Consider the following 15085-nt stretch of genomic DNA (forward strand, 5'->3'; position numbering starts at 1 on the left):
TTATTCGAGTCTCAACGCACTCACGCGACCAACACAAAGCAATACGACGGTGACGACACAGAAGATTGCACTGGCATAAAACGTCGCACCGGGTCCAAAACGATCCCACAGTTCACCGGCAACGAGGCTGGCCGCCAACGTGCCCACTCCCCCCAGCAGGTTGAAAAAACCGAACGCGGTACCGCGCAGTTGCGCGGGCGCAGTACATGAAACCATGGTGGCAAGCAGCCCTTGCGTGATGCCCATATGGAGCCCCCAGATGGCGACACCCACCACCACGATGCTCCAGTCGTTTGCGTTGGCGAGCACGACATCGGCGGCAATCAGCACAGCGAGCCCTGCAATCAGCAGGCGAAAATGGCTCATCGAGTCGGCGAGTTTTCCGAACGGATAGGCCGCCGCCGCAAACACGATATTCATCGCAAACATCACGAGCGGAACCAGCGCGACGGGTACGCCGCTTTTCATTGCGCGCAGAACGAGAAAGGCATCGCTGAACCGTGCGAGCGAAAAAAAGGTTCCTACCGCAACGACCCACCAGTAGTTCGCGCCCAATTGCCTGAGGTTGTGCCAGCGTGCCGGATTACGCTGCTTCGCGCCGGGCTCCCAGGCAGGCTCCTTGATGCCGAACGTCAGCAGCGCGACCGCAATGAGACCGGGAATGACGGCGAGCCGAAACGCGAGGCGGAAGTCGTCCACCCATCTGAGCATGATGAGGACCGCCAGCAGCGGTCCGAGGAAAGCACCCACCGTGTCGAGCGACTGCCGCAGCCCAAACGCCGCTCCTCGCAATTGCGACGGCGTGACATCGGCGATCAGCGCATCGCGCGGCGCGCCGCGAATCCCCTTGCCCACCCGGTCGACGATACGCGCCGTCACCACGACGCCGACCGTCGACGCAACAGCAAAAAGCGGCTTGCTCAATGCGCCAAGACCATATCCCGCCACGGCAAGCCACTTGCGATTGCCGAGATAGTCGCTCAGCGCGCCCGAAAACAGTTTGACGACCGGCGCGGTGGCCTCGGCGATGCCCTCGATAACGCCAATCGTGGCCGCACTCGCACCGAGGCTTGCCATGAGAAACATCGGCAGCAGGCTATGGATGATTTCGGATGAAACATCCATCAATAGACTGACGCAGCCAAGAATCCAGACGCTGCGTGGAATCTGGCGCAATACGCTGGCGTGCGGTTCGGTATCCATGGGGCGGCTTTCGGGAGATTTGAATAGTTGGCGCCCGTAACGCCCGATTCAACGGGGCGGAAAATCTTCGGCTCTGAAATGGACGAATACTAGATCAGGCCCGGTCGATGTCAAGTTGCGTGAGCAATGATTATTCGGCACATGCAACCTGCCCGACGACACAAACCCGCCCGAAGCGCCACGACGAAAAGCGCAGCCATTACTGGAATCGGCGGCCGGATCTGTTGTGTCGATGCTGTGTGGCGCATCGTGTCGTTGTCCGGCTCGCCGTCATGGGTAGCAGGAACGCGATTGTTGTATTTATTCGTATTTAATCGCGTTGAGTCGTATTGAATTGTATTGAATCGTTTCAGGCGGGCCGCGTGCGGGCAGCACGTGCGCCGTACACGGCGCCCAGGACGGCGCCAAAAATGAGGTGCAGCACCAGCGTCATGACCGGTCCCGCCATGCCGAGATTCAGACCAAAGAACCCGGCGCCCGCCATCGGCATCATGACGATCATCATCACCAACCAGGGCGCGATGGAAAAGAGCATGCCCCTGAGCCAGAATGCACCCGGGAGCATGTGGCTTAGTGGACCGTGCGCGTGGTGGGTACGCCGGAGTACGAACGCACCGGCGAAGAAATCCAGTATCCGGCGTCGGCATCGTAGACCGTCCAGTGATCGCTCGCATATTCCGCGCGCGTCACCAACGCAGCCTGTAGCGCAACGCCGAGCGCGTGTGCGAACGTCACGTCGTCCATTGCATCGATACGTTCGATCGACTGCGGGTAATCGTAGGCGCCGATGTGTTCCCATTGTTCGCGCATGACGTCGAACGCGCCCTGGCTGAAGTTGAAGACGGCGCCCTCGACCGGATTGGGCACGTTGAATGTGAGTTCGACGAAGCGCAGGCGCGGCGCGCCGTTCGCGATGATCAGCGCGCCCGTTGCATCGCATTCGAAGCTGAATGCCATGGCGCATTTGAGCGGCCCGTCGGCCTCCCGAATACACCCGCACAGATCGAATGCCGACAACGGTATGCATTGCCAGCCGTCCGATTCGCCGCGCGTATGGTCGATATTGCGCAGCGTGGCGTAGAGATAGGCGTGAAGGCGCGAGACGAAAACGACCAGATCCCGATGGTCCTCGCTGCGCACCCATGCGGGCTCGGTATGGTGCGAGCCGTCGGCGAGGCGCATGTGACGAATGACGATCCAGAGAGCAAAAGGGGCGATATAGTCGGTCGGCATGGGGAAAACACGTTGAATGGCGGGGTTCACCGAACGATACGTCGGCACAAAAACAGGCGCTTGATAAATGGCCGACATGCAAGACGGAGGCTACGGTTGCTGGCCAGTATCACGGGGCCTGTCTTCGCTGGCCTCGCCCATAACCGCCGGCTCCGAAGAGCCCTCGTCTCCTGCCCCATTTATTCAATGTGGACTGCAAATGATGTCACAGATCTTCGCCTATGCGAGATATTGTTAGCCGGATGAAAGATAACATACAAGACCGCGCTTTCGCGGTCTCGATTTATGGCGCTTAAGCGTCGGCGCTTCGAAGTCGTCGCGCCGCACCAGCCGCGAACAACCGGTGGCTCCATGACTTCGTGCGGTCCTGGCTCTGGCAGCGGCGTCGCGGTTCGCTTACGCTCGACGTTGTCGCCGGCCGGAGAGCCGCGACGCCGCATGCCGCATGCCGCATGCCGCGGAACATACCCAGAACAAACCGAGGAGAACACGCTTGAGCGATACCGTCGAAATCCGCCCCGTCACACCCGCCGACTACGAAGCCTGGCTGCCGCTGTGGGACGGCTACAACCGCTTTTACGGCCGCTTCGGGCCGACGGCGCTGCCAGAGGCGATCACGCGCACGACGTGGTCGCGCTTCTTCGACGGCCTCGAACCGATGCATGCACTCGTCGCCGTACGGGGTGGCCACAGCGGCGGCCATAGCGGCGGCCATAGCGGCGGCAACATCGTCGGGCTCGTGCACTACCTCTTTCACCGCAGCACGACGCTGCAGGGTCCGACCTGCTATCTGCAGGATCTCTTCACCGCCGAATCCGAACGCGGCAAGGGCGTGGGGCGCGCGCTGATCGAAGGCGTCTACGCGGCGGCAAAGGCGGCAAACGCATCGCGCGTGTACTGGCACACGCACGAAACGAATCACACGGCCATGCGCCTTTATGACGGCGTCGCCGACAAGCCCGGCTTCGTCATGTACCGCAAGGACGTGTGACGCGGCGTCAGTCGAGGTCGCTGGCGAGCGCCGCGCGCGTAGCGGCGTCGATGGTCTGAACAGGCACGCGATAGTTCGGATGATCGCAGCCGATCATGAGCGCGGCACCATCGCGCAAGCGCGCCTTCATCGCGGGCGTGAGTTCGAAGCGCACGAAATGCACCGCCGAGGTTTTCTCGGCGGTCTCGCGTTCGAGATCTTCATCGGCGATGGCATAGACCGGCGCTTCGCCCTCCACCTGCAGGAATACGCGGTCCTCGATGCCGATGAGCCGCCCGAGCGCCGCACGGCGCTCGATCTCGCTCTGGTACTCGATCTGCATCGTCGCCTTCAGGTTGCTGCCGTCGGGTACGAGCGGCTGATACACGTCCAGTTCGCTCTGGATGCCGTCTTCGTCGAAGATCTTCTCGATGTGCAGCATCTCCTGGATCTGATAGCGGATCGTTGCTTCGTCCTCGAACAGGAACGTGAGGTGATTGCCGAGCGCAACGGCACGCCGCTTCTTGTGTTCGATGATGCGAGCGCGCATGTCGTCGCGCACCTTCGCGTAAGCCTCCAGCGTCAACAGCGAATTTCTCGCGATCGTCATCGTCGGTGCCTCATGCAGTGAGTGGGTGAGCGAAGCCGCCTCAAATGCCATAGGCGCGTCGCAAGAGCGTGAGCGGATGCGCGAGCGGCGGCTCGCCAAGCTGCATTTCGCCGATGCCCTGTGCAATGTGATGGCCCGCCAGCGCGCAGTCCGATGCAATGAAGCCCGGTTCGCCCTGCGCCATCAGCCGGAAAACCGGTGTGCCGATTTTCATCGCCATCGCGTGAAATTCCTTCTTCACACCGAATGTGCCCGCATGCCCCGAGCAACGTTCGACCACGTTGACCTGCGTGTCGGGCACGAGCGAGAGCAGCTCGGACGTCTTGCGTCCGATGTTCTGCACGCGCGCGTGGCACGGAACGTGATACGACACGTTGCCGAGCGGCGTGCGGAAATCCGTCTTCAGCAAGCCGTCGCGGTGCCGCGAAATGAAGTATTCGAACGGATCCCAGAACGCGTCGCTCACGGCGCGCGTTTCGGCATCGTCGGGAAACATGAGCGGCAGCTCGTGCTTGTACATCAGCACGCAGCTCGGCACCGCGCCGATCAGCGCGTAACCCTCGCGCGCATATTGCGCGAGCACCGGCATGTTGTGCGCTTTCTTTTTCGCCACGCCTTCCAGATTGCCCTGTTCGAGCAGCGGCATGCCGCAGCACGCTTCGCTCTTGACGAGCACCCAGTCAATCTCATTGTGATCGAGCACCGCGAGCAGATCGTGGCCGATGCCCGGCTCGTTGAAGTTCACGTAGCACGTCGCGTAGATCGCCACCTTGCCCGGCGTGCGCTCGCCATTGCGCACTTCGCGTGCCTTATTCGGCGACGCGCGCTTCGCTGCGCTGCGGAACTTGTGCGGCGCGAAGTCGGGCAGCCACGCCTTGCGGTCCACACCGAGCGCTTCCTCCATCACGCCGCGCATGGCCTTCGTATGATTCACGGCGTTGACGGTCTGCGTGACCACCGGAATGCCCGCGAGATGACCGAGCACATCCGTGTTCGACAGCACGCGGTCGCGCAGCTTCACGTCGCCATTGCGGTAATCGATGGCTTTCGCGCGCAGCATCAAATGCGGAAAGTCCACATTCCACGGATGCGGCGGCACATAAGGGCATTTCGTCATGTAGCAGAGGTCGCACAGATAACACTGATCGACCACCTGCCCATACTTCGATTTGTCGACGTCATGCGCCTCGCCGGAATCGGTCGCGTCGACGAGATCGAACAGCGCGGGAAACGCGCCGCACAACGATACGCAGCGGCGGCACCCCGCGCAGATGTCGAATACGCGCGCCAGTTCGGCGTCGCGTTTTTCCGGGTCGTAGAACGCTTCGGACGTCCAGTCGAGCGGATGCCGCGTCGGCGCTTCGAGGCTGCCTTCCTTATGGGGCATGACGTCTCCGGTTCTGCGTTTCCAGTTTCTGGTTATCGGGGCGCGAGCGCAGTCAGGCAGCCATGCGCTCGCCTCGCGCCGGCGCAAAACCGGCGCGAATACAGCACGAAAGCGAAACAAAACCGGCGCAAAACCTGCACCACGCAATCAGTCCGCGAGCACGTCCAGCGCCTTCGTATAGCGGTTCGCGTGGCTGCGCTCCGCCTTCGCCAGCGTCTCGAACCAGTTCGCGATTTCGTCGAAGCCCTCTTCGCGCGCCACCTTCGCCATGCCGGGATACATGTCGGTGTATTCGTGCGTTTCGCCTGCAATCGCCGACTGGAGGTTCAGCCGCGACGAGCCGAACGGCAGGCCGGTAGCCGGGTCGCCAACCGCTTCCAGATACTCGAGGTGGCCGTGCGCGTGGCCCGTTTCGCCTTCGGCGGTCGAGCGGAACAGCGCGGCGACGTCGTTCTGGCCTTCCACGTCGGCCTTCGCCGCGAAGTAAAGATAGCGGCGATTCGCCTGCGATTCGCCGGCAAATGCATCCTTGAGGTTTTGTTCCGTCTTCGAGCCCTTTAGCTGTGCCATCTGTGCCTCCTTCCATCAGCGTCATTGTGGGGACGCAGCGCTGCCCGCGATTCTTGCAGTGCAACAGGCCATGGATGCGGGTACGCCGCAACTATCAATCTAGGAGGTGACCGGTGCCTTCCCAATTGTGATTTTCAATCCCGCCGATAGCCGCGCCACGCAAGCAAGAGCTTGATATATGTCTACTGCGAACGCATCGCGCTGCCCAATATGTGGAATTCCTCCTTGCAGTCGTACGCACGCGACCTACAGTGAGTAATTGCCACCCCTGAACACGCTCTAACGGAGCTGACATGCGACTTACGATCCTGATCAACGGTTCCGACCCGACCGTCAATCACGACTACGCCGTCCTGTGGCTCGACACCGATCAGCACCGCTGGTCGCGCGAGTCGCACGATGGGATTGCCCTGCCGGAGTGGGGCGAGTTACACGACACGAACGGCGTGACATCGCTGTGCGCGCCGCTCGATGATTCACCGCTTTGCACCTTGCGCGGCTTGCATGTAAACCGCCGCCAGGAAATCAGTTCTGCACATGGCGACGCGACCTGGTCGTGCGAGTCGTCGCATTCGCCCATGGAAGGTCAATGGCGGCTGCAAGCCGTCGACCGCCAGATCGTGCACGCCGAAAACGCGTTGTTCGCGGGCTGACGACGCAGCGCGTCGCGCAGTCCCGCTTCGGTTCCGCCCGGAATCACCTTCGAATCCACATGCACGCGGCGCTGTCCAGACAGCGCCGCGTCGCGTCTTGCGTGCATGTTTTGCGTGAATGTCTCGCGTGGATGTATTGCTTACATGCGATGCGCGCGCAATCCGTCCGATGAATAAGGCCGATGACCAGAACCAATAGGGCCGCCAGGGCCGCGCCGCGCACATGACACGCGTGGCGCAACGCGACGGCATCACTGGCCGTGCGCAAACGTGCCCGCTATACTTCCAGGCCGCCTTCAACCGCCCTGCGTTTTGCCTACCCTGCCGATGAAGAAGCTGTTTGCCTGTCTCCTGATGGCTGTCGCGAGCCACACGTTTGCCGCACCGGCCTGCGCCGACTTCGTCCCCGATGGTCAGTTCCCGAAGCTCACGAATCCGCGCATGGCGCCGAAAACGCGCATGCTCTGCTACTCGGATTTCGTGGTGCTGCATTCGGGCATCACCCATGGCCCGCTGTGGTCCGCAGAACATCTCACGCGCGAGAGGCTCGAAGCGGCGAAGGACATGACGCGCACGAACCGCTTTTTCGCGGACGAGCGCCTTCCGGAAGGCGAAGGCGCGACGCTCGCCGACTACAGGCGCAGCGGTTTCGATCGCGGCCATATGAGCCCGGCAGGCAATCGCTGGAATGAGCAGGCGATGGCGGAGTCGTTCTCGCTGGCAAATATCGTGCCGCAGAATCGTATTAACAATCAGCGTCTGTGGTCGCATATCGAAACGGCCGTGCGCCGGCTCACGATGAAATACGGCGAGGCCTGGGTCGTGACCGGCCCGCTCTTCACGGGCGCGCAGTTGCAGACGATCGGCGCGTCGCGCGTGCTCGTGCCGACGCAGATTTTCAAGGTCGTGTACGTGCCGTCGCAGCAGCTCGCATTCGCCATCGTCGCCGACAACACGACCGCCGACCATTACGAGGTGCGCTCGGTGCGCGCGCTCGAACAGCAAAGCGGGATCAGCTTTCCCGGCATTCCCGCGAACGCCGCCAGCCAGACGCGGGTATCGTTCAACGGGCACGGGTTCGGCGTAAGCAGGTGGGGCGGATAAGTTACAAACAAGCGCCGAATAAGCGGCTCGCTATACTGCCCGCCATAACGGACGTTCGAGGAGGATCACATGGTGTTCGAAGCCTACGCAAACGATGACGACGTCCTCAATGTCGAGGGCGATGCGCTCACGCTCACGAACGGCACGACGCGCGTAACGCTCGCCGGTACGCTCGCGCTGACGCGCGACAAGCGCGGGCTTGCGGCCGCACTCGCGCTCAAGGCGGCGCTCGACAGCGTCGTGCGGACCTTGCAGGCGGACCCGCATTTGCCCGCCAGGATTACCGACGAACCGGATGAAAAACCCGGCGTGGTCGATAACCCGTTCTCCTGATCCGCACCGGTTCAGTATCGGTTCCGCCTTGATCCGGTTCGCGCAGCCGTCAACGCGTGTCGGTTGCGCCCGCAACCACGAGCGGCGGCAACGCCGCAGTCCCGCGTATCCACGCATGATCGGCAAGCTCGGCCATTTCGCGGTCGCCGCGGCTGTCGCCATACGCATAGAGCGTGGCGGGCGCGCGCTCGCCCCACCATGCACGCAGCCGCGCGACCTTCTCCGGCCCCCAGCAGTTGAGCCCCGCGAGCCGACCCGTATAAACGCCGTCACGCCATTCCAGTTCGCTCGACAACACCGTCCCGATGCCGACCGTCGCCGCCCATTTGCGCAGATACACCGAAGGCGACGCGCTCACGAGCACGACCTCGTGACCGAGCGCCTGGTGTTCGCGAACGCGCGCGAGCATCTCGGGGCGCAAGAGCGCGGGCAACCGCGTATCGACGAAACGCTGCGCCGCCGCTTCGATCGTCTCGCGCCGCACGGGGCCGAGCATGGCGTACATGAATCGCGCCTTGGTCGGCCCGCGTTCGGACCAGCCGGGCGCGATGCCGACAAGCCACGGCAGGCAGCGCACCGCTGCAAGCGCGAAGCGCAGCGCGCCGCCCGTATCGAGCAGGAATGCGCGGAAGCTGTCCGTGGTGGTGAGAGTGCCATCGAAATCGAATGCGGCAACGACGCGATCGCTCATGAATCAGAAGCCGGAAGGCGGAAAAGGTGGGAGGAAAAATTGACGCCGTGTGCGGCGAAACCGCGGTCATTGTCGGCGCAGGCTGTGAACGGTTGCAAGCGGTTGCATAACCGTGAACAGGCCGACGCGTTCAAGTTACGTCCTACCGCGAAAGCCTCACATAGCGCGCGCTATGCAGCGCCGTAAGCGCAACGGCAATCCAGATCGGCACGTAAGTCGCAAGCTGACCTGGGCCCAGATGCTCGCCGAGCACCGTCACCGAGATGATCACGAGCAGCACCGGTTCGACGTAACCCAGGATGCCGAAGAGCGCCATCGGCAGCAGGCGGCTCGCCTTGAGATAGGACGCGAGCGCGACCGTGCTGATCACGCCCAGCCCCGGCAGCAGCGCGAACGTCAGGAACGGGCGTCCGCCGAGTAGTGCGAACGAACCGCCTGCCCACGCATACGCAATCGCAACAGGCAGCAACAGGATCATCTCGACGGCGAAGGTCGTGAGCGAATCCGCGTTGATCTTGCGGCGCAGCACGAAATACGGCGGATAGCCGAACACCACGAGCAGCGTCGGCCACGAAAACGCATGCGTGGCCCAGAGTTCGTGGGCCACGCCGACCGCCGCGCACCCCACGGCGAGCCACTGGAGCGTTTCGAGCCGCTCGTGATAGTAGAAGCGCCCCACCACCACCATCGCGAGCGGCAGCAGGAAATAGCCGAGCGACACTTCGAGCACGCGCCCGTGCAGCGGCGCCCAGAGAAACACCCAGAGCTGCGAGCCCAGCAGCGCGGCGCACATGGCCAGCGAAAGCGCGGTGCGCGGCTCCTTCACCATGCGTGCAGCGAGTGCGCCCAACTGCGCACCCCGCCCGCGCAGCAGCAAAACGCCGAGCGCGCCAGGCGTCGTCCAGATCACGCGCCAGGCAAAGATATCGAGGCCGCCGAGCGGCTTGAGCAGCAGTGCATAGATCGACATCAGCGCGAACAGCGCCGACGCGCCCGTGGAAAGCGTAATGCCGCGTCCCGGCTCGTACTGGTTCATCGGCGTGCAGTCGTGCCGACGACGCGCAAGAATCGGGAAAGGCGGGCAGCGTGTCTCCCCTCCGGCAGTACCGCACGGGGCGCGGGTGAATTCGTTGTCATGGTTATCGGCTATTGGTATGTGCGGGTATGTGCGGGTATGTGCGGTTATCTGCGGCGGCCAGCGCGCATTCTAGTCTGGTTCGCGCGCCCCGGCATGGCGGGCACGCGCGATGCTGAGTTTCTCGTTTGCGGCGATACTGGCGATGGCTCCGCGCGGATTTAGTCCGTGCAGATTGCACCGCAATGGACTAGAACATAATTCTCGCCACGGAGCCGCCGTCCGGCCGCTTTGCGTTGCGCCGTGCTCGCCCCGGGCCTCGCACCGTCCGCCGCCCGCCGCCCGCCGCCCGCCGCTGCCCCACCCATTCAACCCACCAGGAGCCCGCATGAGCCGACTCGCGCCCCGCCCTGCCGACGCCCGGCTGACTCCCGATCTTGCCGCTTTCGCATCCGAAGTCCGTAACGGCCTCACGCACGCGCCGCAAAAGGAGTTGCCCTCGAAGTATCTGTACGACGATATCGGCTCGGCATTGTTCGAGGCGATCACCGTATTGCCCGAATATGGCTTGACGCGCTCCGAAGACTGCCTGCTCACACGCTATGCCGCCGAAATCGTCGAGGCGCTGCCTGCCGGTGTCACCGTCGCCGAACTCGGCAGCGGCAGCGGCCGCAAGACGCGCCGCATTCTCGAAGCACTGTGCCGCAAGCGCCCGATATCGTATTGTCCGATCGAGATTTCACGCACGGCGCTGCAAGTGTGCCGCCGCGAACTCGCCGATATCGAGCGCATCTCGATCGTCGGCTACGAACGCGACTATCTCGCGGGCCTCGCCGAAGTGAGCCGTCAGCGCGCCGCGGGCGAGCAGCTTTGCGTGCTTTTTCTCGGCAGTACGATCGGCAATTTCGCGCGGCTCGCGGCCACGCGCTTTTTGCGCGAGATCCGCGCGATGCTCGAGCCCGGCGATATGCTGCTGCTCGGCACCGACCTCATCAAGCCCGTGGAGACGCTGCTCGCGGCCTACGACGACGCCATCGGCGTGACAGCCGCGTTCAACCTGAACCTGCTCGCGCGCATCAACCGCGAACTCGACGGCGACTTCGACCTCACGGCCTTCGAGCACGTCGCGCGCTTTAACCGCGATGCGCGCAGCGTCGAGATGCACCTGCGCGCGAAAACGCGCATCGAGGCGCGTGTGGGCGCAGCGAACCTCACGGTCGCGCTCGAAGCGGGCGAGACGATCTGGACCGAAAGCAGCCACAAGTACCACGCGGACGAGATCCCCGCGATTGCCGCCGATGCGGGCTTCGTCTGCGCGCATCAGTGGGTCGAGAAAGAGTGGGGATTCGCGGAAAGCCTGCTGGTGTCGGCTTGATTTGCGGCTTGATTTGCGGATCAGGCTGCGGAGCGGTGTGCCGATTGACGTGAATGCCGATTAACGTGAATCGGCCGGCAAGCCGCTCCGCACCCGACGTGACGTTCAGTGCTGTTCGAAGCGCTCGTAGCGCTTTTCGGTGAACCGTTCTTCGCTGACCACTTCCGCGACGCGCGCCGCAGGCGGCCCGTGACGCAGCCACGACAGCATGCGGTCCACCTGGTTGGCCGTGCCCTGAATCACGGCTTCGACTGAGCCGTCCTCCATGTTGGCGACATAGCCGCGAATACGCAGCGCATGCGCCTGGCGCACGGTTGCCTGCCGGAAACCCACGCCCTGCACTGTCCCGCGTACACGCACGTAATACGTTTCGACACGCGAATCCAGATCCGGTCCGGTCATCGTTCAATCTCCTGGTTCAGTCTGGTTCAGTCCTGGCATCTGGGCGGCATTGTAGACGCCATCGCGGATGAGCGCCGCGCGTCCTTGACGCGAACGCAGCCTCACGTGCGGCCCGCAGCGCCATGCGGGCTGCACACCCGGGCTGCACACCCGGGCCACACATACGCGCCTCACGCCACGTACAATCCGTGCGACGCGGGCGGCAAGACCGCCCGCTTGCAACACGATTGCAATCCCACTGCAACCCATCAGGAAACTCATCCCGTATGACCGCCAACCAACGCGATCTCGTGCTGATCACCGGCGCATCCGGCTTCGTCGGCTCGGCCGTCGCCCGCATCGCGCAGGACAAGGGCTATGCCGTGCGCGTGCTGGTGCGCCCGACAAGCCCGCGCACCAACCTCGCCACGCTCGACGCCGAAGTCGTCACCGGCGACATGCGCGACGTCGCGTCGATGCGCGCGGCCCTGCGCGGCGTGCGCTACCTGTTCCACGTCGCCGCCGACTATCGCCTCTGGGCACCCGATCCGCACGAAATCGAGCGCGCGAATCTCGAAGGCGCCGAGGCCACCATGCGCGCGGCGCTCGAAGCGGGCGTCGAACGCATCGTCTACACGAGCAGCGTGGCGACGCTCAAGGTGACGAGTTCGGGCGCGTCCTCCGACGAAACCCGGCCGCTCACCGCCGAGCAGGCCATCGGCGTGTACAAGCGCAGCAAGGTGCTGTCCGAGCGCGCGGTCGAACGCATGATCGCGAATGACGGCCTGCCCGCCGTGATCGTCAATCCGTCGACGCCGATCGGCCCGCGCGACGTGAAGCCGACGCCCACGGGCCGCATCATCGTCGAGGCGGCGACGGGCAAGATCCCCGCGTTCGTCGATACGGGCCTGAATCTCGTGCACGTCGACGACGTCGCAAACGGTCATTTTCTCGCGCTGGAGCGCGGGCGCATCGGCGAGCGCTATATCCTCGGCGGCGAAAATCTGCCGCTGCAGCAGATGCTCGCCGATATCGCAGGCATGGTCGGCCGCAAGCCGCCGACGATCGCATTGCCGCGCTGGCCGCTCTATCCGCTGGCGCTCGGCGCGGAAGCCGTCGCGCGCTTCACGAAGCGCGAGCCGTTCGTCACCGTCGATGCGCTGAAGATGTCGAAGAACAAGATGTATTTCACCTCGGCGAAGGCGGAGCGCGAACTCGGCTATCGCGCACGGCCGTATCGCGAAGGGCTGAAAGACGCGCTCGACTGGTTCAGGCAAGCAGGCTATCTGAATGTATAACTGCGCGCGCACCTGAGTACATAACTGCGCGCATAACCGGGCACGATGCATTCGCACCGTGTTATCCGGCACTTTTTTCGTGCCGGTTTTCCCGGTGTTTTTCCGGGTGAATTCGCATTTTGTTACAACTTTTGTTGCGACATGCGTGCAACGCCGGAAGGTCAATTCATGCGTGCTGTGGGTAAAATCCCAAGCCTTACCTGAGAAGCCTCGCATGAATCTACACGACCAGATCGGCGCGCTCGAAGCCGCTGTCGATCAACTCCTCGTGGCCGCCACCCCGCACGCCGCGTGCACGGCAGAGGCGGCGAACGCGGACCACCCTGTTGCGGATGCAACGGCGGATGTAACGGATACCGCCGCTGCAGCCGAAGCGCAGCCCGAAGTCACGGCGGCTGAACCCGCCGCGGCTGAATCCGCCGCTGCCGAATCCACCGGGCCGACGCTGAATCTCGCCCGTCCGTCGCAGAACGCCATCACGATGACGATCGGTGACCAGACGGTTACGCTGCATCCGCTTCAGGTCGGTCAAATGATCGAGGAACTGTCGAATGCGCGCGCGTCGATGGAACCCGAGGTGCCGCCCGGCATTCCGGGTGGCTGGCGTTTCGTGTCGACGAAAAATCCGGTCATGGCCGTGCAGAAACAGCCGAACGGCGACCGCCTGCTGGTGCTGCGCCATACGGGCCATGGCTGGGTGCCGTTCACGTTTTCGCCGGAAACGGTCATCGAGATGTACATGTTGCTCACGCAACGCTAATTCGCGTTTGCCCATCAAACCGCACGCAAAACCGCAGGCCGAAATAGAAAAGCCGTCGCATGAAACGACGGCTTTTTCTTTTTGCGCCAGCCCGTGACAGCAGCAAGTGCGCGCGATTCGCTCAGCGCCCCTGTGCGGGCGCCTGCACGCGCGCCTTCCATTGCCCGCCCTTGCCGCGCCAGAAGCGCCACGCGGAGGCGAACGTTGCGCCCACATAGAACAGCGCGACGAGCGGCAGGAACGGCGCCCACAGCGGCGAGCGGCGATAGTACGCCAGCATGGGCGCATAGGCGCAGCACATGAGCGCCCATGCGATCCACGCCGGCCAGCCCGCCGCACCGAGCACGAGCGCCACCACGGGCGGCGTGAGATAGATGACCGTCATGCCGAGAATCGTCCCCGCAAGCTGCCACGCGGAATAGTGCAGTTGCGTGAACGCGGTGCGCGCGATCATGTTCCAGATATCGCGCCACGAATCGTAAGGGCGCAGCGACACGCTTTTCGCAGCAACATCGAGCCGGATCGGATGGCGCCCGTCGCCGCGATGCTTGATGCGCGCGGCGAGGCTGCAATCGTCGATGAGTTCGGCGCGGATCGACTCGATACCGCCCGCTTCCTCCAGCGCCTTGCGGCGCACGAGCATGCAGCCGCCCGCTGCGGCGGCCGTCTTGTTGCGCGGATTGTTGACCCACGAAAACGGGTACAGCTTCGCGAAGAAAAACACGAATGCAGGAATCAGCGCCTTTTCCCAGAACGAGTCGCAGCGCAGCCGCACCATCAGCGAAACGAGGTCGCGCCCCTCGGCCTGCGCGCGCACGATGAGTTGCGCGAGCGCGTCGGCGGGATGGCCGATGTCCGCGTCGGTGAGCAGCAGATAGTCCGCATCGAGTCCGAGCGTGTGCACCGCTTCGATGCCCTGCGACTGCGCCCACACCTTGCCCGACCAGCCTGCGGGCAGCGGCTTCGCCGCCACGACCGAGAGCTTTTCCGGGCACTGCAGCGCCAGCGCCGCGGCGCGCGCGGCTTCGGCCGTGCCGTCGGTGCTGTGATCGTCGATCACGATCACATGGAAATCGCCCGCGTAATCCTGCGTGAGAAGCGAACTCACGGCTTCGCCGATTGCGTCCGCCTCGTTGCGGGCGGGCACCACGGCGCAGACGGCGGGCCAGCCCTGCGCGGGCTCGACGAGCGGCAGCGGCGCGGCGGGCCGCGCGCGCCAGAAGCCGCCGCGCGCGAGCAGCAAGACGATCCAGATCAACAGGGAAAGACAGGACAGGACAAACAGGATGGTCGTCATCATGCGTTGTTGCTCTCGATCGACGGCGTGCGCACGACGCTGCATGGCGCGTGCCCGAAGCGGCCCGGCCGACGCCGCACGAGCGGCAAGTTGTCGTATTGGTGGACTTCCATCACAGCGTCCAGAATGGGTCAAGTCGCCAGCG

The 15085-nt window shown here is 63.7% G+C and carries 17 protein-coding genes; 7 read left to right on the top strand and 10 right to left on the bottom strand.

Annotated features, from left to right (window positions below; genetic code table 11):
• The 3 genes from EPN59_RS12945 to EPN59_RS12955 form a co-directional block, all read right to left on the bottom strand.
• Entirely contained in the window at nt 1–1203 is a 1203-nt protein-coding gene (locus tag EPN59_RS12945; RefSeq protein ID WP_293036644.1) for an MFS transporter, read from the bottom strand.
• A gap of 349 nt (nt 1204–1552) precedes the next feature.
• Nucleotides 1553–1738, bottom strand: a complete 186-nt coding sequence (locus tag EPN59_RS12950; protein WP_293046136.1) for a DUF6789 family protein — start codon at nt 1736–1738, stop codon at nt 1553–1555.
• A 35-nt stretch (nt 1739–1773) separates the two neighbouring features.
• Entirely contained in the window at nt 1774–2436 is a 663-nt protein-coding gene (locus EPN59_RS12955) for a hypothetical protein (RefSeq protein WP_293046139.1), read from the bottom strand.
• 493 nt (nt 2437–2929) lie between these two features.
• Here EPN59_RS12955 and EPN59_RS12960 point away from each other — a divergent pair, with 493 nt between their 5' ends.
• Nucleotides 2930–3427: a GNAT family N-acetyltransferase gene (locus EPN59_RS12960; RefSeq protein ID WP_293034444.1), complete on the top strand. Its 498-nt coding sequence runs from the start codon at nt 2930–2932 to the stop codon at nt 3425–3427.
• A gap of 7 nt (nt 3428–3434) precedes the next feature.
• On the opposite strand, the gene EPN59_RS12965 is transcribed toward EPN59_RS12960, so the two are convergent.
• From EPN59_RS12965 to EPN59_RS12975, 3 genes are all read right to left on the bottom strand, one after another.
• Entirely contained in the window at nt 3435–4016 is a 582-nt protein-coding gene (locus EPN59_RS12965) for a DUF3501 family protein (RefSeq protein ID WP_293034443.1), read from the bottom strand.
• Nucleotides 4017–4056: 40 nt separating this feature from the next.
• Nucleotides 4057–5403, bottom strand: coding sequence for a heterodisulfide reductase-related iron-sulfur binding cluster (locus EPN59_RS12970; protein WP_293034442.1), 1347 nt, complete (start codon nt 5401–5403; stop codon nt 4057–4059).
• A gap of 147 nt (nt 5404–5550) precedes the next feature.
• Nucleotides 5551–5973: a rubrerythrin family protein gene (locus tag EPN59_RS12975; RefSeq protein ID WP_293034441.1), complete on the bottom strand. Its 423-nt coding sequence runs from the start codon at nt 5971–5973 to the stop codon at nt 5551–5553.
• Between the two features lie 293 nt (nt 5974–6266).
• Here EPN59_RS12975 and EPN59_RS12980 point away from each other — a divergent pair, with 293 nt between their 5' ends.
• From EPN59_RS12980 to EPN59_RS12990, 3 genes are all read left to right on the top strand, one after another.
• Entirely contained in the window at nt 6267–6626 is a 360-nt protein-coding gene (locus tag EPN59_RS12980) for a DUF3564 domain-containing protein (RefSeq protein WP_293034440.1), read from the top strand.
• A 327-nt stretch (nt 6627–6953) separates the two neighbouring features.
• Nucleotides 6954–7730 carry a DNA/RNA non-specific endonuclease gene (locus tag EPN59_RS12985; protein WP_293034439.1) on the top strand — a complete coding sequence of 259 codons (777 nt, stop codon included), beginning with the start codon at nt 6954–6956 and terminating at the stop codon, nt 7728–7730.
• A gap of 72 nt (nt 7731–7802) precedes the next feature.
• Nucleotides 7803–8063: a hypothetical protein gene (locus EPN59_RS12990; RefSeq protein WP_293034448.1), complete on the top strand. Its 261-nt coding sequence runs from the start codon at nt 7803–7805 to the stop codon at nt 8061–8063.
• A 49-nt stretch (nt 8064–8112) separates the two neighbouring features.
• Here the strand turns inward: EPN59_RS12990 and EPN59_RS12995 are convergent, their stop codons facing one another.
• A complete protein-coding gene (locus EPN59_RS12995; protein ID WP_293034438.1) occupies nt 8113–8754 on the bottom strand; it encodes an HAD family hydrolase in 642 nt (213 codons plus the stop codon).
• Between the two features lie 142 nt (nt 8755–8896).
• Nucleotides 8897–9790 carry an EamA family transporter RarD gene (gene rarD / locus EPN59_RS13000; protein ID WP_293034437.1) on the bottom strand — a complete coding sequence of 298 codons (894 nt, stop codon included), beginning with the start codon at nt 9788–9790 and terminating at the stop codon, nt 8897–8899.
• Between the two features lie 427 nt (nt 9791–10217).
• Here rarD and egtD point away from each other — a divergent pair, with 427 nt between their 5' ends.
• Nucleotides 10218–11204 carry an L-histidine N(alpha)-methyltransferase gene (gene egtD / locus EPN59_RS13005; protein WP_293034436.1) on the top strand — a complete coding sequence of 329 codons (987 nt, stop codon included), beginning with the start codon at nt 10218–10220 and terminating at the stop codon, nt 11202–11204.
• Between the two features lie 105 nt (nt 11205–11309).
• On the opposite strand, the gene EPN59_RS13010 is transcribed toward egtD, so the two are convergent.
• Nucleotides 11310–11606, bottom strand: coding sequence for an acylphosphatase (locus tag EPN59_RS13010; protein ID WP_293034435.1), 297 nt, complete (start codon nt 11604–11606; stop codon nt 11310–11312).
• Between the two features lie 266 nt (nt 11607–11872).
• On the opposite strand from EPN59_RS13010, the gene hpnA reads away from it, so the two are divergent.
• Both hpnA and EPN59_RS13020 read left to right on the top strand, forming a co-directional pair.
• A complete protein-coding gene (gene hpnA, locus EPN59_RS13015; RefSeq protein WP_293034434.1) occupies nt 11873–12883 on the top strand; it encodes a hopanoid-associated sugar epimerase in 1011 nt (336 codons plus the stop codon).
• Nucleotides 12884–13097: 214 nt separating this feature from the next.
• Nucleotides 13098–13643 carry a hypothetical protein gene (locus EPN59_RS13020; RefSeq protein WP_293034433.1) on the top strand — a complete coding sequence of 182 codons (546 nt, stop codon included), beginning with the start codon at nt 13098–13100 and terminating at the stop codon, nt 13641–13643.
• A gap of 121 nt (nt 13644–13764) precedes the next feature.
• On the opposite strand, the gene EPN59_RS13025 is transcribed toward EPN59_RS13020, so the two are convergent.
• The gene (locus tag EPN59_RS13025) at nt 13765–14943 is read right to left on the bottom strand and encodes a glycosyltransferase (RefSeq protein ID WP_293034432.1); all 1179 of its coding nucleotides are present in this window, start codon (nt 14941–14943) and stop codon (nt 13765–13767) included.
• Nucleotides 14944–15085 lie beyond the last annotated feature (142 nt).

This window comes from Paraburkholderia sp. (genome assembly GCF_004298475.1).
In the GTDB taxonomy this organism is placed as follows: domain Bacteria; phylum Pseudomonadota; class Gammaproteobacteria; order Burkholderiales; family Burkholderiaceae; genus Paraburkholderia; species Paraburkholderia denitrificans.

What these genes read in the sequence shown, in the direction of transcription:
- EPN59_RS12945 (WP_293036644.1), bottom strand. Translation starts at nt 1,203, where the DNA reads ATGGATACCGAACCGCACGCCAGCGTATTGCGCCAGATTCCACGCAGC.
- EPN59_RS12950 (WP_293046136.1), bottom strand. Translation starts at nt 1,738, where the DNA reads ATGCTCTTTTCCATCGCGCCCTGGTTGGTGATGATGATCGTCATGATG.
- EPN59_RS12955 (WP_293046139.1), bottom strand. Translation starts at nt 2,436, where the DNA reads ATGCCGACCGACTATATCGCCCCTTTTGCTCTCTGGATCGTCATTCGT.
- EPN59_RS12965 (WP_293034443.1), bottom strand. Translation starts at nt 4,016, where the DNA reads ATGACGATCGCGAGAAATTCGCTGTTGACGCTGGAGGCTTACGCGAAG.
- EPN59_RS12970 (WP_293034442.1), bottom strand. Translation starts at nt 5,403, where the DNA reads ATGCCCCATAAGGAAGGCAGCCTCGAAGCGCCGACGCGGCATCCGCTC.
- EPN59_RS12975 (WP_293034441.1), bottom strand. Translation starts at nt 5,973, where the DNA reads ATGGCACAGCTAAAGGGCTCGAAGACGGAACAAAACCTCAAGGATGCA.
- EPN59_RS12980 (WP_293034440.1), top strand. Translation starts at nt 6,267, where the DNA reads ATGCGACTTACGATCCTGATCAACGGTTCCGACCCGACCGTCAATCAC.
- EPN59_RS12985 (WP_293034439.1), top strand. Translation starts at nt 6,954, where the DNA reads ATGAAGAAGCTGTTTGCCTGTCTCCTGATGGCTGTCGCGAGCCACACG.
- EPN59_RS12995 (WP_293034438.1), bottom strand. Translation starts at nt 8,754, where the DNA reads ATGAGCGATCGCGTCGTTGCCGCATTCGATTTCGATGGCACTCTCACC.
- rarD (WP_293034437.1), bottom strand. Translation starts at nt 9,790, where the DNA reads ATGAACCAGTACGAGCCGGGACGCGGCATTACGCTTTCCACGGGCGCG.
- egtD (WP_293034436.1), top strand. Translation starts at nt 10,218, where the DNA reads ATGAGCCGACTCGCGCCCCGCCCTGCCGACGCCCGGCTGACTCCCGAT.
- EPN59_RS13010 (WP_293034435.1), bottom strand. Translation starts at nt 11,606, where the DNA reads ATGACCGGACCGGATCTGGATTCGCGTGTCGAAACGTATTACGTGCGT.
- hpnA (WP_293034434.1), top strand. Translation starts at nt 11,873, where the DNA reads ATGACCGCCAACCAACGCGATCTCGTGCTGATCACCGGCGCATCCGGC.
- EPN59_RS13020 (WP_293034433.1), top strand. Translation starts at nt 13,098, where the DNA reads ATGAATCTACACGACCAGATCGGCGCGCTCGAAGCCGCTGTCGATCAA.
- EPN59_RS13025 (WP_293034432.1), bottom strand. Translation starts at nt 14,943, where the DNA reads ATGATGACGACCATCCTGTTTGTCCTGTCCTGTCTTTCCCTGTTGATC.